The sequence below is a fragment of the Psychrobacter sp. ANT_H59 genome (genome assembly GCF_008369225.1).
Lineage (GTDB): Bacteria > Pseudomonadota > Gammaproteobacteria > Pseudomonadales > Moraxellaceae > Psychrobacter > Psychrobacter cryohalolentis.
This window is the reverse complement of record NZ_VOBE01000001.1, coordinates 178,523-200,003: the sequence shown is the minus strand read 5'-3', so window position 1 is coordinate 200,003 and position 21,481 is coordinate 178,523. Positions and strand designations below refer to the sequence as shown.

Here is a 21,481-nt window from a genome sequence, read left to right as displayed (position 1 = left end):
GTTATCATTTCGCTCTGCAAAAGTATCAGCGTTAGGAAGTCAATATGATCGTCAAGCAAAACCCAAGCGCCATCAAACTATTCTTTACCTTGCGTGGCTCAATTCTTCCCAAAGTATATCCTCAAATTTTGCTGATTGGTCTTATCAGTGCGCTTATTACCAATATTCAGCACGGCTTTCCAAGCTCTTTTTCTTCTTATAGCGTGGCGCCTTTCACCTTGCTTGGGATTGCCTTATCGTTGTTTTTGGGCTTTCGTAATAATGCCAGCTATCAGCGTTGGTGGGAAGCAAGGGGGCTATGGGGACAATTGGTTTATGATGCGCGCAGCCTGTGCCGTCAAGCGCTCTCTTATATCGACGAAGACAATCCAATAGGGCGAGATACCCAGCGCCGTCTGATTTATCTGAGCATTGCTTTTACTCATGCGGTGCGTCATCGACTGCGAAACACCTCGCCTTGGGAGGATATCGAGCGCTTTGTTGATCCGAAATATCATAGCAAAATGCGGCAGGCAAAAAATCTGCCTGATTATCTGATGCGCTTGATGGGTAAGGAGCTTGGACACTGTCGGAAGCAGCATTTGCTATCAGAGCAGATGGTACAAAATATGGATGAGCGTCTGAACTCTATGACGGTGGTACTGGCAGCGTGTGAACGTATTCATAATACGCCATTGCCATTTGCTTATACTTTGCTTGTACATCGAACCACTTATCTTTATTGCTTTATGCTGCCGTTTGGTTTGGTATCTTCTTTGGGCTGGGTGACACCCTTAATCTGCAGCGTGATTGCCTATACCTTTTTTGGACTTGATGCGCTAAGTGAAGAGTTAGAATTACCATTTGGCTTGGCGGACAATCAGCTACCATTAACGGCTTTATCGCGCACGATTGAAATCAACTTGTTAGAGGCCTTGGGTGAAATTGATTTGCCAGCTGATATCAGCCCTATAAAGGGCTACTTACCATAAATAATGGGTAAGATAATAAAAGACCGCTCGATTGAAGCGGTCTTTCTATGTTTGTATGTCACTTTGATTGCTTATTAGCCTTAAATACCTTTTAAAAAGCTCAGTAAGATCCCTTTTTACGTACTAGGTCCTTGTGTATCGCTTTTATGAGCGCCGCTCAATAATCACTGCTTATAGCTGGCTAGGAATTTTTACAGGGATAGGGTAGTTATACATCCAAGTATGTGAGGTGTTTTCATTGCCTAATGAACCCTCAAAGCTCCAGCCCCATGTAAATAGATTGCCATTTTTAAAAGGTATGCCATTGTTTTGATTGCGTGGTTTTTCATGTGCAATCAGATGCATTGTACCCATCGCCATATTATCGATGTTTTTTAAGCTGGCAAGCTTGTTTGTTGGTTCATTTAAGTTTTCATAACTTGTTTTGCCTTTGCCGTCTGTTTCACCAAACATGCCCCAAGCATAAAGGATGCCATCTGATGCTCGAGTGTTACTATTATTTGCTGCAACATTGTCCAACAGCACATAGCTGGCATTGCCATTGGCGTAGACACGGCGAACCTCTTGATCTGCAAACCAAGGCAATTTGGTTGGCGCAGTTATGGTGCTTGCCCATGCTTTTGCGGTATTTTTAAAGCCAATTCCGTTGTAGCCTATTTGGCTGCTAGCATTTAGCCCCCAACCATAGACAGAGTCTTTGTTGGTCAGTGCTAAAACATGATCTTTACCAGCCGCAAGCTGAGTGACTATTTCTTTTTCTACCCTTTGAGCAGTACTATCAGCCGAATCATGTGCAATGACATTGATACGTACCGGTTTATTATTAATATTGATGCAATTGTTGGCTTTATCACATGCGTGACCGCGCCCAAGATTGGCGCTCGCGTCGCTGCCCCAACCCCATACCTGACCTTTATCATCTAAGGCATATGAGCTACTGCTACTGGCTACGACTTGTATGATATGACCGACGGCATCAGCTGCCGAAAAGTCCACTTTGACTGGTATGTTGCTGTCTATAGCGGTGTTATTACCGAGCTGCCCTTGAGCATTAGCGCCAAATGCCCAAATGCTGCCGTCTTTGGTCAACACCAAATTATGATTATAACCAGTCGCTAACATGACCGCATTATCAATACCGGCAATCGCGCTGATATCAAGACGGCAATCAGCGGATTTAACACAAGAATGACGATTTGACTGACCACGTCCTAATTGTCCATAAGCATCATTACCCCAGCTATAAACTTGACCTTTATCGTCGATAGCAAGTGAGTGGTTTTGATTAAATTTAATAGATATTAGGTTTTTTGGGGCATTATTCATGAGTGTCGGTAACTCTGGATGTCCCATAGTATCAGTGAATGTCGAGATATATGCGGTGCCTGTTTGCCCATAGTTATTACGACCCCAACCATAGAGCTGCCCATCATGAAGGGCTGCGGTATGTGAGCCACCAGCTGCCACCGTATCACCCAGATACATATTTTTGGTTGAGCGCATGATATTACCTGCATTGTCAGTGGCGGCTAAGGCAATGCTGTTTTCGCCTAAATCTAACAAGATGCGATCGTTAAAATAACCATTTTTGTCAATAGTTAGTGATTGAGGTACTCTACCGTTCAATGTATAAGTCACAGACTTTATGCCACCGCTATCTTGCACTTGACCTGAGACAAATAGGGCCGCAACTGCGCTATAACCACTCGAAAAGTTGCTATCCGTTGTCAAAAGTGGCGGTGTCCCATCAATGATTTCTGTACTGACATCAGAATCATCGCCGCAAGCAGTCAACATAAAAGTAGCGGTAATCAAAGCGACTGCTTGGGTCAGAGTGGATAAACGCATAAATGTCTCAATCAGTGATCAATAAAAATAAAAGGGGTAGCGGTGCCAATCCTAAGATAGGGGCACTTAGTAAAGTCACTGTAATAATTTAAGCGAATAATATTACAAACGATAACTATTATCAATATGTAAATTAGGATGGCAGTATATTAGATATGTTATGTTACGGATCAGAGCAGCAAATATGATAATGGCGGCGTACAGATGAGGTGCTGCCTATAGGGATTTGCCATCAGTATTTTTATAGGGCTGTAGCGAGGAGAGCTTTAATAAGACTTTATGATATGGTGGTGAAGATAGCGACTAGGCGCCTATCTGGAAGTATGGTAAAAGCGCGGATCATGCCACTGCGTTATATGTATGTTTCCATGATACTGAGTTAATAATAAAATCGCATACTCACTTAAAGTGTTAATAATTATGCGATCTCTATAATTAATGACATGATCTAGCTAATGTAAAGATTGCTCTCAATACTATTTTTCATATGCAGTAAACGAGGGGCAACATCTTCCTCTAGTTTTGTACGGCTCAAAACGAAATTTGGCGCGCCACAATTAAAAGTCAGTAAGCCCTCAGTAGGGTGCATTAAAGCAGTGGCAACCGCATTGACATCTTTTTGCCATTCGCTAATTGAAAAGCAATAGCCATAATCTTCATAATCTTTAAAAGCTTTATCCAGTCCCCTTCTAATCTTTATCCAATCCTCTTTGTACTTAGTTCGAATGGCATTAAGGATAAATTCTTGCTCAGCCTGCGGCATACTTGCTAGACAGGCTCTGCCCATCGAACTTAAGTGAATAGGCAAGTATGAGCCGACATTACGGCGCATAGTCGTAGTACCATCACCTTGCACCACATTCAAATATACCATCGTTAGTCGATCGCGAGTGGCCATGGCAACCGCACTATTTGCATACTCTGCTAATTCTTCCATGTACGGCGTTACTAGATTGTTGATAGAGATGTTCGCCATCATCGTATAGCCGAACCCTAAGACACCGGCAGACAATTGATATTTACTACTATTTATTGATTGCTTTAAATAGCCGAGCTTAACTAAAGTATAAGTAAGACGCGTAATCGTGCCTTTAGGCAGCCCGGTTAGTTGACTTAAGTCTTGATTACCAAGATAAGGACGCTGCGGGGTAAAACAACGAAGTAGCTCTAGCCCTCGCGCCAAAGCGGTGACGAACTGCCGATCATTCTTATCGCGCATCTCTGCAATCGGCTCTAGCAGTTCGATATGTGTTGTGTTAGCCGAGCCTTCAGTAATAAGGTTTTTAGTTGTCATATATTATTTTTATTCTCAATTAAGTTAATACAAATGTAATGGTCAACATACTGCTTATCGTATTTTATTATCAGAATAAATTACTTTGAGCTAATAATAGTATGCACCTTTAACCATACTATCTTAAAGGTGCATTTAAAATACTTGGCACAGCTATTATAAGCTATTTCGCTATGCGGTACATATATTGAATAATATTATGCTTTTTGTGGGTCATACTGTTGTTCTTTAATAAACAACGTCGGAATAAGACCACATAAGAAGTACGCACCTGCCATCAGTAATAAACCTGCGCCGATAGAATTTTGCATCGCCATATAACCAATAGCGACGGGCGCAATAACTGAGCCTAGTCGTCCGATATTGAAAGCACCACCGATAGCAGTACCTCGAATAGCAGTCGGAAAGCTTTCGGTCAAATAGGTGGCGTTAATTGCATAAGGAATACCATATAAGAAGCCAAAGGTTATCATTAACCAACCGATGTTTTCTGGCGTATGCATGTAGACCAATACCGGTATAAATAGTGCCGTACCCATCGTACCGAAAGCAAATACTATCTTGCGACCTATCTTATCAGCCACGATACCTGCGACTAATTTGGCAAACATCATAGTCAGATAAGTACCTGCCATATAGATAGCCATCTCTTTAAACTTGATACCTAATTCAGTTTCTAGATAAGATGGTAACCAGTTGCTTACGCCAAAATAACCAAATAATAAAAGCCCTGAACTCATAGACCATAAAATAAACATGATGCGATGCTTTGGATTCTCAAATATGGCTTTATAAGGGTTTTCAGGTTTTTGAAGTGAGTTCTTTGCGCCACTAAGTTTAAGGGCACGTGACTCTTTCCAAGACTGGGGCTCAGACACTAGAAAATACATCAATACTGCCAGAATAATAGGTATAAAGGTTAAGAGGTATAGAGTGCGCCAACCATAGCTAGGAATAATCCAAGCAGACAGGCTCGTAATAACGAGAGATCCTAAAGTAAACCCTGTCATCAACATCGCAAGCACCGTCGTTCGATGTTTAGTAGGGACCATCTCAGACATCAACGTATTGGTCGCAATGTATAAGCTACCAAGACCCAAACATGCGGTGAATCGTAATGCTACAAAATGTTCGTAGCTCTGCGCAAACCCACTAAAACCTGATAATACAGAGAAGAGTGCGGTCGCAATCACGATAACCCGTACCCGTCCAAAACGATCACAGGCCCAGCCGCCAAAGAACCCACCGATTGCCATGCCAAATAATGACCAACTGCCCAAAGCACCTGCTTGTACATTGGTCAATCCAAATTCTTGTTTTAAACTTGAAAGCGTAAAGGCAAGAATACCGATATCAGCCCCATCACATAACAAGACTAAAAAACAAAATACAAAGGCCAGTTTCCAAGGTTGCTTCTGGGTAGAATTTAAGCTTGGATTCGAAGTTATAGCCGCACTTTTCACAATACATATCCTTATCGTTGTGAGAATAAAAAACTATTTTAATAGTGTCTTTATGACGGTATTCACGTCCTAGCAAATACCGGTATCGCCTAGCTCATCAAACAAACTACTATTCACTGACTTCTTTAATCATATTACGGGCGATGATAATCTGCTGAATCTGAGTCGTACCTTCATATAAACGATACAAGCGCACATCGCGATAAAAACGCTCAATGCCATAATCGGCAATGTAACCCGCACCGCCATGAATTTGTACGGCTCTATCAGCAACGCGACCACACATTTCAGTGGCAAACATCTTGGCACAGGAGGACTCAGTGACGACATCTTTACCTTCATCACGCAGGCGTGAGGCGTCTAATACCATAGATTTAGCCGCATAGATTTCTGCTTTTGAATCAGCGAGCATCGCTTGAATAAGCTGAAAATTGGCAATTGGCTGCCCAAACTGCTTACGTTCAACGGCATAATGTAATGCATCATCCAACATGCGAGTCGCGGCTCCGGTACTCGCTGCAGCAATATGTAGGCGCCCTTTATCGAGTACTTTCATCGCGGTTTTGAAACCTACACCTTCGACACCACCAATCAAAGCATCAGCAGGCACGACACAATTATCAAAGATGACGTCACAGGTATGAGCACCTTTTTGCCCCATTTTTTTGTCAATTTTGCCCAAAGTAATACCAGGGGTATCACTCTCAACGATAAAGGCTGAAATACCACCCGATCTTTTATTTTGTGGATCAGTACGTGCCATCACGGTAAACACGCCGGCTTCAGGAGCGTTGGTAATATAGCGCTTAGTACCGTTGATAATGTAGGTATCACCGTCCTTGATAGCAGTGGTCTTTAATGAAGCGGCATCTGAGCCAGAATCCGGCTCGGTCAAACAAAATGAGCCGATGATTTCACCACTGGCGAGCCTTGGTAGATATTTCTGTTTTTGCGCTTCAGTACCATCGATGACTAGACCAGATGAGCCAATACCGTTATTTGTCCCTATCAATGAGCGAAAAGCAGGAGAGGTGCGCCCTAGTTCAAATGCCAGCGTGACCTCTTCTTCCATCGTAACGCCAAGCCCACCATACTCTTCGGGAATAGTCAGTCCAAAAAGCCCTAACTCGCGCATTTGATTGATGATATCGTCTGGAAGACGGTCATTTTCTGCTACCCAGTGTTCCATCGGTATTAATTGGTTATTAACAAACTGGCGGATAGTGTCGGTGATTTGGTCAAGAACGTCCTTATCTCTGATCATGTGATTCTTCCTTGTTTAATTGATATTCAAATTGATAGCGGCTTCATAATTGCCTTGAACAAACAGCATAATTGATAGTTTATGAAATTACAATAGTTTTGGTTTAAATAACCGCAATGCGGTATTTATTAAAAAATTAAAGTTTAAATGGTTGGTTTATTTCTCAATTTAACTGAGATTTACCCTTCACAAAGGAAAATAAACAGTATATATTGGTCTTAAATATCGCTATGCGGTATTAATTATCATAATTACTAGTGTTTTTGAAGGTTGATGTACTTTACCTAAGGACACTGTTTAAGGGACAGCATCATGGAAGAGCCAATCATTATTTGTAAACAACAAGAAAATGGCGTTAGTGTGATAAGACTCAATCGTCCCAAGGTTCGCAATGCTTTAAACACTGAGCTACGCGAAAAAATGGCAGAGATTTTTATCAAACTAAACGATGACCCAAAGACTAAAGCTATCGTGCTGACGGGTGGTGATAAGGTGTTTGCGGCTGGTGCTGACATCAATGATTTTCTAACTGCGAAAACAGTCGATGTGTATTTGCGTCATAGCGAACGCTACTGGGATGCCATCACCAATTGTCGCAAGCCGATCATTGCAGCGGTCAATGGCTATGCGCTTGGCGGCGGTTGTGAGCTTGCTATGCATGCCGACATCATCGTCGCTGGCAAGTCTGCTAAGTTTGGCCAACCAGAAATCAAAATAGGGCTGATGCCAGGGGCAGGGGGTACGCAGCGGCTATTTCGCGTAATTGGCAAACATAAAGCCATGAAGCTGATATTAACGGGCGACATGATAAGCGCTGATGAAGCAGATCAAATGGGGCTAGTCTCTGAAGTAGTCGAAGATGAAGCGACTATCAAACGTGCTATCGAAATTGCAGAGCAACTAGCGGGTTACTCGCCTATTGCCTTAACCCAAATCAAAGAAGTTGCCAATCTCGGGGTGGACATGCCATTACAAGCCGCGTTGGCTTTAGAGCGTAAAGCCTTTCAGATTTTGTTTGATACCGAAGATCAAAAAGAAGGGGCAAAAGCCTTCTTAGAGAAGCGTCGTGCTGAATACAAAGGACAGTAGCTTGTTGAATCATAGAGAGACATAACTAAGCAACCCTGAAAACGAGACTATTTAACAATAGCGCATAAAGTAACAAGACCATATAAAGGATTATTATGACTGTTAAATCATTGGCCATTATCGGCACCGGTATTATGGGTATGGGTATTGCGCAAATCGCCGCCCAAGTAGGCATTCAAGTGCTGTTATTTGATGCCAAGGCAGGCGCTGCTGAGCATGGACGCCAATCCCTTCAAGCTACCCTCGAAAAACTAGCCGCCAAAGGTAAATTCACCGATGAGCAGCTGCAATCTACTTTATCGAATCTGATCGTGATTGAAGATATAGCCAAAATTGCCGAGGTAGATGTCGTTATTGAAGCAATTATTGAAAATTTAGAAATAAAACAACAGCTTTTTAAACAGTTAGAAAGCATTGTTCCTGCCGAGACGATTTTGGCAACCAATACCTCCTCGCTAGCGGTGACCGCGATTGCTTCTAATTGCGAGCACCCAGAGCGCGTGGCAGGATTTCACTTTTTTAATCCAGTACCTTTAATGAAAATCGTTGAAGTGATTCCGGGTATCTCTACCAAACCTTCAGTGGTTGAGACGCTGACGTCTTTAGCCAAACGCATGGGACATTTAGGGGTGGTGGCAAAAGATACCCCAGGATTTATCGTCAATCATGGCGGTAGAGCTTACGGTACAGAAGCGTTGAAAATATTAGGCGAGGGAGTTGCAAGTTTCGAGGACATCGACCGTATTTTACGTGACGGCGCTGGCTTTCGGATGGGACCATTTGAGCTCCTTGATCTCACCGGTATCGATGTATCACATCCAGTGATGGAGTCGATTTATAATCAATATTATTCTGAGCCTCGCTATCGCCCACATCCGTTAACTCGTCAAATGCTAATAGGGAAAAAGCTTGGTCGCAAAGTCGGTGAAGGCTTTTATCACTACACAGAAAATAAAAAACAAGATGGTCAAAAAGTTTCAGCAGATACGTCTAAACAATCATTGTTTGAATCATTAGTTCTTAAAACAGGGTCTGATACTTCAAACCTCTCCGTTTGGATTGGCGCAGATTTAGCAGAAGATAGACAACAGCTGATTGATCATTTGAACACTAATGGTATTACTATCGACGATAATGATGAGCCAAATTCTGGCAGTTTGATATTACTGGCAATTTATGGCGAAGATACCACCAATGCGGCTATCCGCTATCAAGTCAATCCTAACCAAGCGGTCGCTATTGATATGCTGACTGACTTATCTAAGCATCGTACCTTGATGCCAAGTATCGTCACCCAAGATAACTTTATTGCACAAGCTTATGCTTTATTTGGTAGAAAAACAGATAACCGTTTAGTTGAGGACAAAGCCATTACACAGGTTGCTGTTGATGCCACACTGATCACTGAAAGCACTGGGTTTGTGGCGCAGCGAGTCATGGCTATGGTGATTAATTTAGGCTGTGATATTGCGATGCAAGGTATTGCGTCTCCTGAAGATATCGACAATGCCGTCAAGCTTGGACTAGGGTATCCCTATGGTCCTATTTCATGGGGAGACGAGCTTGGGGCTCAGAGAATCTTACTTATCTTAGAGCGTATTTATGGGTTAACAGGTGATCCGCGTTATCGCCCAAGCCCGTGGTTACAACGCCGCGCCACGCTAGGTATTTCACTATTTACTCAGCAAACTAATTATTAATATTAATAGCAACAACCTAGCAATCTTGCTAAACCATATATCTTAATAAGACAAACTCTCAAAACACAACAAGGAAAAGTTATGTTAGATGCCTATATTTATGACGGATTAAGAAGCCCTTTTGGTCGCCATGGAGGCGCATTAGCCACCGTTCGTCCTGATGACATGATTGCGACAGTAATGAAAGCTTTGGTCGAAAAGCATCAATTGCCTAATGATATCTTTGATGAAGTACTGATCGGTAATACCAATCAAGCTGGTGAGGACTCACGTAATATCGCCCGCAATGCTGCGTTATTGGCAGGATTAGATGTCAAAACACCCGGTCAAACCGTGAATCGCTTATGCGCTTCAGGACTATCTACTGTCATTGATGCCGCTCGTAGTATTACTTGTCATGAGGGGGATATATTTTTAGCAGGGGGCGTTGAGTCCATGACCCGTGCACCTTTTGTCTTTGCTAAGACTGAGCAGCCTTTTAGTCGTGAGTTTAAAGTATTTGATACGACTATTGGCAGCCGGTTCCCCAATCCCATTATCGAAAAACAGTTTGGCAGCGATAGCATGCCGCAAACGGGTGATAATGTCGCCCTCAAATACGGTATCACTCGTGAAGAAGCAGACAAATTTGCAGCGGCCTCGCAAGCGAAGTACCAAGCGGCAAAACAAGCTGGGTTCTTCAATGATGAAATAACACCGATTATGGTATCGCAAGGTAAAAAATTACCCGAAAAAGCGATAGTGGAAGATGAGCATCCTCGTGCCAGCTCTACTGTTGAAGCGTTACAAAAACTTAAACCTTTAAACAACGAAGGTGTCGTCACAGCAGGCAATGCTTCAGGTATCAATGATGGCGCAGCGGCTTTAATTATTGGCTCAAAGCAGGCGGAGGAAAAGTTGGGCTTTAAGCCTATTGCCAAGATTCTTTCATCCGGTGCTATGGGTGTTGAGCCGAGTATTATGGGCGTAGGACCTGTTGAGGCCATTAAACTGGCGTTGAAACGTGCTGACTTGACACTTGATGATATGTCCATCATTGAGATTAATGAAGCGTTTGCCTCGCAAGTACTTGGCTGCTTAAAAGGTTTAGAAATTGACTTTGATGACAAACGCGTCAACCCTAACGGCGGAGCAATTGCTGTTGGGCATCCGCTGGGTGCATCAGGCGCAAGACTGGCATTAAGTACCGCTCGCGAGCTTCAGCGTACGGGCGAAAAATACGCGGTGGTCAGTTTATGCATTGGCATTGGGCAAGGGCTTGCCATGGTGATTGAACGAGTTTAATTTTTCCGAATTAACATCGCCATACTATTTTATTATCAAGGATGACCATAATGACTACGATACTTAACCAACATGAGGATTACCAGCAAGCTCAAGAAGCCTATGGTTTTCCTTTGATTATCAAACAGCTACTAAACCGTGCAAAAATCGCCTCTAAAGATCAAACCATTAGTTATGCGGATAAGGTTACTTATACGTACGCTGAATTTTTTAAGCGTGTTAATCGCTTGGCAAACGTACTTAAAAACATGGGTTTGCAAGCAGGTGATGTGGTTGCTGTTATGGATTGGGACAGTCATCGTTACCTTGAAGCTTACTTTGCTGTGCCTATGTCTGGAATGATTTTGCAAACGGTCAATGTACGCTTGGCTGAAGATAAAGTGCTGTATACCATCAACCATTCCAAACCAAAAGCCTTGTTACTTAATGCTGAGTTTGAGCCAATGGCTAAAAACTACCGTCATGAAGCCCCTTCTATTGAGAAAATTATTTGGCTGGATGACGCTCAGTATAGTGAAAACGATACAAAAACTGAGCAAGCCAATATGCCAGATTATGTTGAAGGTGAATATGAGGCAATGCTAGCCGCGGTCAGTAATGAGTTTGATTTTCCAGATTTTGATGAAAATACCATCGCCACCACATTTTATACCAGCGGCACGACGGGTGACCCAAAAGGGGTTTTCTTTACCCATCGACAGATCGTATTGCAGACGCTATCGAGTACGCTGGCCTCTGCACTCAGCGCCGAAGGTCAAGGTGCTCGCTACAATGATGTTTATATGCCGATGACGCCATTGTTCCATGTGCACGCATGGTGTTGGCCGTATGGGGCAACCATGATAGGGCTAAAACAAGTATATCCAGGGCGATATGTATCCGAAGTATTGGTTGACTTGATTGAACACCATAAGGTAACACTCTCACATGGTGTCCCAACCATTTTACAAATGTTACTTAAAGAAATGGCAACGCGAGGACGCAAGTTTAATGGTCTTAAATTGTCAGTAGGTGGCTCCAAATTAAACGAAGCTCTAGCTGAAGCCGCTATTGAAAGTGGCATAGAGTTTATCTCGGGGTTTGGAATGTCAGAGTCCTGTCCTGTACTTGCCCGAATGGCATTCGGCGATCAGACAAGTACTATGACAACGACAGAGCAGATCAACTATCGTTGTCTTTCTGGCTCACCAATTATGCTGGTATCGATGGAGCTTTGGGATGCGAACGGCAAATCTTTACCGATGGATGGTGAGTCGACCGGCGAACTCGTCGTTCGAGCGCCTTGGCTGACCCAAAGTTATTTTAAGAATCCAGATGCTGGCGATGAGTTATGGCGCGGTGGCTGGATGCATACCCAAGATATTGCCTGCATTACCGCTGATGGTACTCTCAAAATTACTGATAGGCTCAAAGATGTCATCAAGTCAGGTGGCGAATGGGTATCCTCGCTTGAAGTCGAAAATATTTTATCATTCCATCCTTGCGTTGCTGAAGTGGCCGTCATTGGAGTAGCGGATGAAAAATGGGGCGAACGTCCTCTAGCGTTAGTGGTTCTGAAACCTGAGCATACCGATATTAAAGCCGAGGATATTTTAGCATTGGGTCATCAAGCGGTTGAAAAAGGCTATTTACCAAAGTATGGCGTCCCCAGTGAAATAAAATTCTTAGTAGAAATGCCGAAGACCAGTGTGGGTAAGCTCGATAAGAAAAAGATGCGGATAATGTACGCAGAAAAATTAATCTAATCCAAACATATTTATTAGTGACTGCAAAAAAAACAGTTAATGCAGCTTACTGATAATTTGAATAGGTATGTTCATTGGCGCGACTAAACGAGATAACTATGAAAGCTTTAGCAAAATTACCAGAAATACAAGAGACGCTTAATAAAGATAATGACCATCCTATGCATGGTTTTGCGGTTATTTACTCTCAACAAGTAGAGTGGGGCGATATGGATTCTTTTGGACATGTCAATAATGTGGTCTATTACACTTATGCCCAAAATGCTCGTATTCACTATAACAGCCAATTAAATCTATTTAATGAGAAGACTTTTTCAGTCATGGCAGCATCATCCTGCCAATATTTCAAACCAGTAATCTATCCCGATACCTTATGGATCGGGGTTCGAATTAAGAAAATTGGCAATGCCAGCTTGATTCATGAATATACCTATTATAGTACCGCTATGAATACTATCGTTGCTAGCGGTGAGTCAGTACTGGTATATCTTGATAAAGCCACTGGACAAAAGAAAAATATTGATGACACAAAAAAAGCCGGTATTAGTGATTTTGAAAGGGTTCAATAAAGTAGGAGACATGTGTTTTTGTACAAGGAGATAATACTGGTATTTATGAAGTAACAAAATACAGTAGCGATAGGCATTTAAAGGAATTTTCAAACAATACAAGGAATGTATAGATCATGCTTTATATCAAAAAGTTGTCTTTTGGTTTGGCGGTTCTTGGGGTATGTGCACAAGCACAAGCCATAGATCTTGTCACAATTGCAGATACTACTCTAAGTATCGGTGGTTATGTTAAAGCCGAGGGTATATTTTATTCTCCAGATGAAGGCGAGTCAGAGTTCAAAGGCAATGCACGGCAATCTCGGATTAATCTGAAAACCACTAAGAAGGTAGAGGATAAAAAATTAACGGGTTTTATTGAAGGGGATTTTTATGGCAATGCCGCAAATGGCGGTTCAGACTTGCGACTTCGCCATGCTTATGTTCAGGTCAACGATTTGACCGTAGGTAAGACATGGAATGGGCAGTTCTTGGCGGTCTACCCGCTTTTGACTGAACAGCTCGACTTTAGGGGTACGGGATTAGGAACCATCTCGGGTGGGGGCGCTGATATCCGTCCAGATCTAACGGTGCATTATACTCATAAAGGGTTTCGTGTTACCGCTCAACAACCTGTTTATGAGGACGCTAACCTGCCTGATATGGTGGTCAGCTATAAAAATAACATATCTGATCTTAGCTATAACTTAGCGGTCACTGCGCGTGAGGCTAAAAATGGAAACGATTCAGATGTCGGTGTCGGCGTTTCTTTGGCCGGTAAACTCAAACTGGGTAACGACTCATTACATGCGAGCGTATTCAACGGTGAAGGGATGGGCGTCTATTCCACAGTATGTGTCGGAAAAATGCTTGGGACAACTGGAGCTATAGATTGTGATGCTGAAAACGGCGAGCTTGTGTCGCAAACAGGCTTTACGGTAGGGTATAGGCATAAATTTACAGAGAAGCTTCTGAGTAATATGCGTTATGGCGAGATTAATGTAGATGATGCGGCTGATACTTCCGTCAATGTAAAAAGTATAAACCTTGTTTATAATTATTTACCAGATCTCGATTTTGGTATTGAATGGCGAGATCGAAGCGATAAGACATTATCGAAAGTAAAGAAAGGTCAGCAAGTCGAAATCATGGCCAAATATAGCTTCTAAGCTAAATAATTTCTAAGCCGAATAGCTGAATAGTATGTCGTTTAAAGTTATATGCCATCGTCTAAATCATGATTATATAGTTAGTACTTATATAACAGGTTGCAGAAAAGGCGCATAAAGCTTGTCACTTATGGCAGTAAAGAGCAAAAGGATAAAAGGTTGTTAGCGTGACTGCAAGCAGGTGCAATGGGATTTTTATATACGGCTATGCCAAATCTAAGCTTTAGCGTTCTTCGGCATAGCTCATTTTTGCGTTGACTGCTACACTATCTGACACTCCAACATATTCTTTAAAGCACTACCATAAAAACTGATTAAGGACAGGTTATGCATATCACGGCAAATTTTGACGCGGGCAATATTGAGGTTATTAGTTTAGAAGACAAAAAAGATATCCAATTGGCTATTCGTCCGGACGTCGGTGGCGAGTTTTTTCAATGGTTTAACTTTCGTATAACCGGTCAGATTGGCGAGCAATATGTGCTCAATATCCTAAATGCAGGGGAAGCCGCGTTTTCTGGAGGGTGGGAGAGTTATCAAGCAGTTGCTTCCTATGATCGTGAGTATTGGTTCCGCCTGCCCACCTCTTATAAAGACGGCAAGCTGACCATAAACGTAGACATGGAATGTGAAACCATTCAAATTGCTTTTTTTGCCCCTTACAGCTATGAGCGTCATCAAGATTTATTAGCCGCTGTACAAATGCACCCATTTGTGACGTTAGAGCATTTAGGTGAAACGCTTGATAAGCGCGACTTAACCTTAGTTAAAATTAGTGATGGCGATAGCAGTAGTGACGAGAGTAAGCGCAACATTTGGATCACGGCGCGTCAGCATCCTGGTGAGACTATGGCTGAATGGTTGGTCGAAGGTCTCATTTATAGCTTATTAGACGGTGATAATGCGACTGGCAAATTATTATTAGACAAAGCAAACTTTTATATTGTGCCGAATATGAACCCCGATGGCAGCGTACGTGGTCACCTACGTACCAATGCCGTCGGAACGAACCTAAACCGCGCCTGGTCAAATCCGAGTTTAGAAAAAAGCCCTGAAGTGTTTCATGTTATTAAGAAAATGGAAGCGACTGGCGTTGATCTATTTTATGATGTACATGGTGACGAAGAGATACCTTTTGTGTTCCTTGCTGGCTCTCAAGGGACGCCTAATTATAATGACCGACTCGCGCGACTACGTAATAGATTTTCAGAAGTGTTAAAGCTGGCCAGTGCTGACTTTCAGACTGAAGAAGGCTATGATGTTGATGCACCGGGTACAGCGAATATGACGCTCGCAACTCACTGGGTGGCCGAACGTTTTGACTGCCTAGCCAATACTTTGGAGATGCCGTTCATAGATAACAATAATGTACCTGATGCAGATACGGGTTGGTCACCAGAGCGTTCTATTAAATTAGGAGAAGCGTCGCTAGTTGCCATGTTAGCGGTAGTTGATGATTTACGTTAGTTAACAGCTTCTCTAATCCTAATTTTATAACACCACATAAGAAAAACCATCATAAAAAGGTTGCGATCGCTATATTACAAATAGCGATCGCAACCTTTTTCTTATTTATTGATGCTGAGTCACAAATGGCGTTCGTTTATAAACTTGATATTACTGTATTAATAAAGCAATCATCATCTAAGATATTACAAGCCAGCCCCAAAACAAACTTCCAATGGCATTATCACAATGCAACTCATAAATATCTAAGTTTATTATTTTAAAGACCTTCTGAAAAATAGGCTGGCAAGCGCGCAGGCAAGCGTCAATGATAACAACATCGAGACTAAAGTATGGCTAAAAAAATGGTCGCCAAATGCCATTTTATATAGCCCCATCGTCCATCCTAAAACTGTGACGAGTATAAAAATTTTATAGCGATATTTTTGTACTGTCGGTAAAAATGCCAATCCATATAAAGAAAATCCTGCACTGGCATGCGCCGCTGGAAAGCACTTCGCAGGCGTTTTAGCGAGTATGTTTTGCCAAAGATTGAGATATGATAAATCACCATTGAAAAGAAATAAACTATTTGGACAGCTAACATGGGTAAAGCTCTTAAGGGTTGCGATAACCGTAGGTACTATGATGATAGTGATTAATAAATAACCTACCTCTCGGCTAGACAATGCTGCGATTGGTCTAATAAAAAACACTTTAGCATTCACAGTATTAGTGTATCGACGTTGCCAATAGTGCCAAATTAATACCATTATTAAATAGACGCCAAATAATATTAATAATAATTTTGGAAAATCATAAAAGATAAATCTATAAGGCTGCGCACCTTTTTCAAGAAGCCAATGTCCATTCGTATAAAAAAGATTACTAATACGAATATCAAATTGGCTGTGCTCAAACGTCAATGTCGCAATAATCGTTAAGCACAGCAGCTTGAGCCACGTCCAATCAGTTGTGTTTTTTACTAGCGTCATTGAGTCTCCTTTTAAATTATATTAAGTCGAAAATTTTTGAATCTTACTTAATATAAAAGGTTCCAGAACGCCATTACCCATAAGACAAACAAAAGCAATAACGCCAAAAATTGCGCCGCAGAACCTACATCTTTAGCTATTTTAGCGAGTGGATGTTGGTTCGTTGAGGTATGATCAACACTGGCTTCAATACCGGTATTAAACAGCTCAACGATAAGGGATAAAAAAGAGGTGATTGTCAGCATCATTTTTATGCTGATATCAAAAGGGATAAGTATGATTGCTATTAATAAGACGCTATTAAGCCAGAATACTTGTCTAAAAGCCGCCTCATATTTATAAGCGGCTTTAAAACCATCTAAAGAATAACCGGCGGCTTTAACAATACGAGAAAGACCTTTGTTACCTTTGGCAAGACTGGCATAACTATTAGGTGCAAGCAGTTGAGTAGCCGTCGTTTGGTTTTTTGATTCGGAGTTGATTGTATTCATATTGAATTCTTAATACGCATTAATATTGAGTTACGCTAGATGTTTTGAGTAATTAAAAAAATAATCAAACAAAAAATTAGCATACTGTTCTTATGAAAACAGTATAAAACAGGGGATATTAAGAAAACGTTAAGACAATATTGATTGGTTGATTCATGAAATACAGTGAAGACTTATATACGGCATTTATTATAATAAATGCTAAATGTACTACCACCTGTAGCATTGTCTTGGTGCATAAGCTCCCAGTCCATATGAGTCATGATACGTTGCACAATGCTAAGACCCAAACCGCTACCTTCTACCTGATCGCTGGTATTTATGTCATTCAGACGCTCAAATCTCTCATAGAGTAAAGGCATCATAATTTCGGGAATACCAAGACCAGTATCAGTCACCGTAATTTTTTCAGCATCGATAGTGACAATGACTTCACCATCATCTGTGTATTGAAACGCATTTTTTATTAAATTACCCAATGCCATTTTTAGCAGCTCAGGGCGGACATTTGCTATGTAATCTTGCTCAGCGACTACTTTACAAGTTACCGGTTTATGGCGGAGCAAATATGTTAAGCGTGTCACTTCATTAAGGGCGATGGTGTTGATAGAGGTTTGCGGTGTGTCCAGCTGTTCAGGCGCGCGCGATAATAGTAATAAAGCGCTGATGATTTCAGAGGTTTCTTTGGCGGTCGTACTAATACGGTTGGCGAATTCGCTTAGGCGACTGTGCTCTTCAAGTTGTGAGGCTAATACCTCTGATGCACCCATGATAATGGTCAACGGTGTGCGCAATTCATGACTGACATCGCCAGTAAATAGCTGCTCGCGTTTTAGATATTGCTCTAGTTTATGATTTTTTTCATCGATAGCGCGTGCTAATACCCCAACTTCTGAGGGTAGATGGGTTAAGTCGGTGAGGTTTTGATGATCGGTTTCTACGGCTTGCTTTAAATCTAGTAAAGGCTTAATGATTTGCTTAGAGGATAAGTAAGAGAATAGCGCTGCAATGAGCAAACTCAAAACAACCGCAATTTTTAGTGCATCTGCAAATATATCCTCTAACTCTTCGAAGATGGCTAAAACAGGATAGTTTTCCATCACCATCTCGGACCCTTCTAAGTAGGTCAAAATATATTTTTGCTCATTTTGTTGATGGGCAAAAAAATGAAGATTCGTTTCAGTGTTGCCCCTTTGATTGTTCACGGTTACCTGCATCTCTTGAACAGTTCCGTTTGCTATCGCTTTTAAATTTTCAGGCGCACTGTCATAACGATAAATTTTGATACCAGGATTTGCTGTATAAGCCGCCTGTTCACCTTCTTTTTCTTGACTAAGTTGCAGCTGTTGTAAAAGACGTCCTTTCACTAAGTCCTGTTCGATTCGCATCTCAGCGTACATAAAAATACTGACGAACGTTGTGCAAAGCAGTAAGGCAAATAACAAATAGGAGATTCGAAACTTATTAGCGATGGATTCTATAGTGAACATGGCAGGTGCTTATTTAGAGTCAGGTAATATATAGGGAGGTACAGGCGTAACTACTTATAGTAAACTTCAATCTTTAAATTGTATTATGAATTTTCAAACTTTATCTGGGTCAATAATTTGGTAACCAACACCAGCCATTGTTACTATCATGACTTTATCAAACGGTTTATCAACTTGCGCACGTACACTATGCAAATGGGTGCGAAGCGCATCACTACTTGGCACATCTTGTCCCCATACTTTTTCCTCAAGCTCAGTTTTACTGACTACCCGAGGCGAGGCAATCATCAGAGTGTGTAAGATTTTGAATCCCGTTGGGGTTAGTTTTAATGGTTTGTCTTCTCGTTTGATACTGTGTTCCTCAGTATTTAGAGACAGCTTGCCAACTTCTATATTGTGCTGAAAATGTTCATCTTGATGGCGGCGTATTAATGCTTTGATGCGAGCTTCTAATTCAACCAATGAGAAAGGTTTGACCAAATAATCATCCGCACCACTATCAAACCCTGCAACCTTATCTAAAACAGTATCACGCGCGGTCAGCATCAATACGGGCGTCTTATCATGCAGCTCTTCTCTAAGCGTTTTGCACAGCTTAGTACCATCCATACCGGGAAGCATCACGTCGAGCAATATAACATCGTAGCGATTGCTTGATGCCAGTGCTAAGCCACTCAGACCATTATGGGCATTGTCCAACTCGAAACCTTTTGGCTCAAAAAAAGCATAGATATTGGCTACGATATCAGGATTGTCTTCAATAATAAGTATCTTATACATAATGGCTACTATCTACAAAAAGCGTGAATTGAATAAAAAAGTTTAATGGGTAGTCTTAAAAAAGGTGGGTTCTGACGCTACTTCTTGAGTAGTGATACCAAAAAAATGCAATAAGGTTGGCGTAATAAAATCATGTGACACTGGCTGATTGGTCATATTAGACAGACTCTTAGGATTAATGCCATTGTTTTTAGGTGACCAAATAATGACTGGCACCTGTTTTTGCGCATTCGGCGCAATACCGTACGGCAGACCATGTAAATATACATTGTTTTCACCCAGACTTTCCCCATGGTCACTAATATATACCATCACCACATCATAGTCTTGCTCATAGGGTTTTAGCGTATCTATAACGGCATTTAAAAAGTAATCGGTATAGCGAATCGCATTGTCATAACCATTTATAACGGATTGAGCATCACACTTAGATAACTCGTTGGTCATACAGACTGGCTTGTATTCTTCAAATTCCTTGGGATAACGTTGGTAATAAGCAGGACCGTGATTGCCCATTTGATGTAATAAAATCAGTGTATCTTGTGGCTTCGCAGTAGTCTTGACCCCTGTGTCCGACTTAACTAAAGTATCAAAACCGTCCAACATGCCAATATCACGACATTCAATATCACAATTAGGATTTAGCTTAGGCGTTTTATAGTCCTCAACGGTGACTCGATCTGCCACGCCTTTAGAGCTAGAGTTATTGTCCCGCCAGATAACATTAACGCCTTGTTTGTTGAGGGTATCAAGCACGTTTTCATTATATTCAGCAGTGTCAACGTCGTAATCGCTTCGGTTTGCATAACTGAACATGCAAGGTACTGAATAAGCAGTTGACGTACCACAAGAGGTCGCATGGTTGTAGCTATAGGTATCCGGCTGGCTGGCAAGTAACGGCATCGTATCGCGTTTATAGCCATTCAAACCAATATGGTCAGCGCGAACCGTTTCACCGACTACGAAAACCATCAGTTTAGGTTTCGTTGTGCTACTGACGGCTGCGGTACGCTTTGCATCTGGCGCATGCAGTATCAAGGTATCGGGGCGGCGTAGCTCATCGACGTAATCGGTACCGAGTTTGATAACAGAATAAACAGGGGTAATAGGATTGGTATAACTACGCACTATTTTATGCTGGCGGAAAAAGCTGGCGTATTGATCTCCAAATGGTAATAGGCAAACCGCTATTATCGCAATAGACGTTATCAAGGTGATTGCCTTTTGCACGATTGAGCGAACTATAGACAAACGCTTTATACGAATCTTACTAATTAAGAAAGCAGGTAGCACACCCAATAGTAGCAGTCGAACAATAAAGCTTGGTGCTATCAAACCCATCGCTTCTGCTTGGTCTGTCTGCAAGCTGTTAACCAACATGCCAGTGTCAAATATCGTTCCATAAGCATCGGTGAAGTAACCACATACTGCCGCAATCAGCACCATAGCAATAAGCACTACTTTTGCCGTCGGTCGATAACATAATAGCTGAAACAATAACCACATCAGCCCAAACAGTAAGCCAGTCAGAGAAACGATAAAACCAATGTTATCAGCAAACGGATAGATCGTTAATACTTGTTTAAAGAAGCCAATATTTGCAGTAGCAACGAGATAGAGCGTAACCACTATAATCAGATAAGTAAGATTGACTTCACGATGATAAAATTTATTTTTATCGAAGGTTGCATTATTATTTTTAGCAAGACTTATATTATGGGTTTCTGCAATGGCTAGATCGGTAATTAAGTGTTTTGACATACACAGACTTCTTAATAGAGTGAGATAAATTTTATTCTCTAAGGTAGCAATTACCCTGTTAAGAAGATGTTAAGAAGCCTAGATTAAATGCATAATAGCTAATGAAGATACAGATTGTATCTGATACTCTAAAAACTCATGAA

Annotated in this window: 17 protein-coding genes; 8 read left to right on the top strand and 9 right to left on the bottom strand. The window is 41.6% G+C overall.

Translation table 11 applies throughout. The annotated features are described in order from the left end of the window. Positions 1-44: 44 nt before the first annotated feature. Entirely contained in the window at positions 45-971 is a 927-nt protein-coding gene (locus FQ083_RS00780; protein ID WP_149408354.1) for a bestrophin family protein, read from the top strand. A gap of 171 nt (positions 972-1,142) precedes the next feature. Here FQ083_RS00780 and FQ083_RS00775 read toward each other — a convergent pair whose 3' ends face one another. From FQ083_RS00775 to FQ083_RS00760, 4 genes are all read right to left on the bottom strand, one after another. After that, complete coding sequence (locus FQ083_RS00775; RefSeq protein WP_149408353.1) at positions 1,143-2,819, bottom strand: chromosome condensation regulator RCC1; 1,677 nt, start codon at positions 2,817-2,819, stop codon at positions 1,143-1,145. A 448-nt stretch (positions 2,820-3,267) separates the two neighbouring features. Then, positions 3,268-4,113 (bottom strand): IclR family transcriptional regulator, encoded by an 846-nt coding sequence (locus FQ083_RS00770; protein WP_149408352.1) that lies wholly within the window; start codon positions 4,111-4,113, stop codon positions 3,268-3,270. A 197-nt stretch (positions 4,114-4,310) separates the two neighbouring features. Beyond that, positions 4,311-5,576 carry an MFS transporter gene (locus FQ083_RS00765; RefSeq protein ID WP_020443429.1) on the bottom strand — a complete coding sequence of 422 codons (1,266 nt, stop codon included), beginning with the start codon at positions 5,574-5,576 and terminating at the stop codon, positions 4,311-4,313. 109 nt (positions 5,577-5,685) lie between these two features. Continuing rightward, the gene (locus tag FQ083_RS00760) at positions 5,686-6,840 is read right to left on the bottom strand and encodes an acyl-CoA dehydrogenase family protein (protein ID WP_149408351.1); all 1,155 of its coding nucleotides are present in this window, start codon (positions 6,838-6,840) and stop codon (positions 5,686-5,688) included. 312 nt (positions 6,841-7,152) lie between these two features. Between FQ083_RS00760 and FQ083_RS00755 the strand changes: the two genes are divergently transcribed. From FQ083_RS00755 to FQ083_RS00725, 7 genes are all read left to right on the top strand, one after another. Next, positions 7,153-7,929 carry an enoyl-CoA hydratase gene (locus FQ083_RS00755; protein WP_149408350.1) on the top strand — a complete coding sequence of 259 codons (777 nt, stop codon included), beginning with the start codon at positions 7,153-7,155 and terminating at the stop codon, positions 7,927-7,929. Between the two features lie 89 nt (positions 7,930-8,018). Beyond that, on the top strand, positions 8,019-9,629 hold the full coding sequence (locus FQ083_RS00750; protein WP_149408349.1) for a 3-hydroxyacyl-CoA dehydrogenase: 1,611 nt from the start codon (positions 8,019-8,021) through the stop codon (positions 9,627-9,629). An 81-nt stretch (positions 9,630-9,710) separates the two neighbouring features. Further along, the gene (locus tag FQ083_RS00745; protein ID WP_149408348.1) at positions 9,711-10,913 is read left to right on the top strand and encodes a 3-oxoadipyl-CoA thiolase; all 1,203 of its coding nucleotides are present in this window, start codon (positions 9,711-9,713) and stop codon (positions 10,911-10,913) included. A 50-nt stretch (positions 10,914-10,963) separates the two neighbouring features. Further along, entirely contained in the window at positions 10,964-12,658 is a 1,695-nt protein-coding gene (locus FQ083_RS00740; RefSeq protein ID WP_149408347.1) for a fatty acid--CoA ligase, read from the top strand. A 98-nt stretch (positions 12,659-12,756) separates the two neighbouring features. After that, positions 12,757-13,227: an acyl-CoA thioesterase gene (locus FQ083_RS00735; protein ID WP_149408346.1), complete on the top strand. Its 471-nt coding sequence runs from the start codon at positions 12,757-12,759 to the stop codon at positions 13,225-13,227. A gap of 116 nt (positions 13,228-13,343) precedes the next feature. Then, positions 13,344-14,375: a porin gene (locus FQ083_RS00730; RefSeq protein WP_149408345.1), complete on the top strand. Its 1,032-nt coding sequence runs from the start codon at positions 13,344-13,346 to the stop codon at positions 14,373-14,375. 327 nt (positions 14,376-14,702) lie between these two features. Continuing rightward, positions 14,703-15,842, top strand: coding sequence for a carboxypeptidase family protein (locus FQ083_RS00725; RefSeq protein WP_149408344.1), 1,140 nt, complete (start codon positions 14,703-14,705; stop codon positions 15,840-15,842). Positions 15,843-16,096: 254 nt separating this feature from the next. On the opposite strand, the gene FQ083_RS00720 is transcribed toward FQ083_RS00725, so the two are convergent. From FQ083_RS00720 to FQ083_RS00700, 5 genes are all read right to left on the bottom strand, one after another. Beyond that, a complete protein-coding gene (locus tag FQ083_RS00720) occupies positions 16,097-16,816 on the bottom strand; it encodes a PAP2 family lipid A phosphatase (protein ID WP_149408343.1) in 720 nt (239 codons plus the stop codon). A gap of 47 nt (positions 16,817-16,863) precedes the next feature. Beyond that, positions 16,864-17,307 (bottom strand): diacylglycerol kinase, encoded by a 444-nt coding sequence (locus FQ083_RS00715; protein WP_149408342.1) that lies wholly within the window; start codon positions 17,305-17,307, stop codon positions 16,864-16,866. A 173-nt stretch (positions 17,308-17,480) separates the two neighbouring features. Then, complete coding sequence (locus FQ083_RS00710; RefSeq protein ID WP_149408341.1) at positions 17,481-18,797, bottom strand: sensor histidine kinase; 1,317 nt, start codon at positions 18,795-18,797, stop codon at positions 17,481-17,483. A 93-nt stretch (positions 18,798-18,890) separates the two neighbouring features. After that, entirely contained in the window at positions 18,891-19,577 is a 687-nt protein-coding gene (locus FQ083_RS00705; RefSeq protein ID WP_133104297.1) for a response regulator transcription factor, read from the bottom strand. Positions 19,578-19,619: 42 nt separating this feature from the next. Next, the gene (locus FQ083_RS00700; protein ID WP_149408340.1) at positions 19,620-21,338 is read right to left on the bottom strand and encodes a phosphoethanolamine transferase; all 1,719 of its coding nucleotides are present in this window, start codon (positions 21,336-21,338) and stop codon (positions 19,620-19,622) included. Between the last annotated feature and the right edge of the window lie 143 nt (positions 21,339-21,481).

What these genes read in the sequence shown, in the direction of transcription:
- FQ083_RS00780 (WP_149408354.1), top strand. Translation starts at nt 45, where the DNA reads ATGATCGTCAAGCAAAACCCAAGCGCCATCAAACTATTCTTTACCTTG.
- FQ083_RS00775 (WP_149408353.1), bottom strand. Translation starts at nt 2,819, where the DNA reads ATGCGTTTATCCACTCTGACCCAAGCAGTCGCTTTGATTACCGCTACT.
- FQ083_RS00770 (WP_149408352.1), bottom strand. Translation starts at nt 4,113, where the DNA reads ATGACAACTAAAAACCTTATTACTGAAGGCTCGGCTAACACAACACAT.
- FQ083_RS00760 (WP_149408351.1), bottom strand. Translation starts at nt 6,840, where the DNA reads ATGATCAGAGATAAGGACGTTCTTGACCAAATCACCGACACTATCCGC.
- FQ083_RS00755 (WP_149408350.1), top strand. Translation starts at nt 7,153, where the DNA reads ATGGAAGAGCCAATCATTATTTGTAAACAACAAGAAAATGGCGTTAGT.
- FQ083_RS00745 (WP_149408348.1), top strand. Translation starts at nt 9,711, where the DNA reads ATGTTAGATGCCTATATTTATGACGGATTAAGAAGCCCTTTTGGTCGC.
- FQ083_RS00740 (WP_149408347.1), top strand. Translation starts at nt 10,964, where the DNA reads ATGACTACGATACTTAACCAACATGAGGATTACCAGCAAGCTCAAGAA.
- FQ083_RS00735 (WP_149408346.1), top strand. Translation starts at nt 12,757, where the DNA reads ATGAAAGCTTTAGCAAAATTACCAGAAATACAAGAGACGCTTAATAAA.
- FQ083_RS00730 (WP_149408345.1), top strand. Translation starts at nt 13,344, where the DNA reads ATGCTTTATATCAAAAAGTTGTCTTTTGGTTTGGCGGTTCTTGGGGTA.
- FQ083_RS00725 (WP_149408344.1), top strand. Translation starts at nt 14,703, where the DNA reads ATGCATATCACGGCAAATTTTGACGCGGGCAATATTGAGGTTATTAGT.
- FQ083_RS00720 (WP_149408343.1), bottom strand. Translation starts at nt 16,816, where the DNA reads ATGACGCTAGTAAAAAACACAACTGATTGGACGTGGCTCAAGCTGCTG.
- FQ083_RS00715 (WP_149408342.1), bottom strand. Translation starts at nt 17,307, where the DNA reads ATGAATACAATCAACTCCGAATCAAAAAACCAAACGACGGCTACTCAA.
- FQ083_RS00710 (WP_149408341.1), bottom strand. Translation starts at nt 18,797, where the DNA reads ATGTTCACTATAGAATCCATCGCTAATAAGTTTCGAATCTCCTATTTG.
- FQ083_RS00705 (WP_133104297.1), bottom strand. Translation starts at nt 19,577, where the DNA reads ATGTATAAGATACTTATTATTGAAGACAATCCTGATATCGTAGCCAAT.
- FQ083_RS00700 (WP_149408340.1), bottom strand. Translation starts at nt 21,338, where the DNA reads ATGTCAAAACACTTAATTACCGATCTAGCCATTGCAGAAACCCATAAT.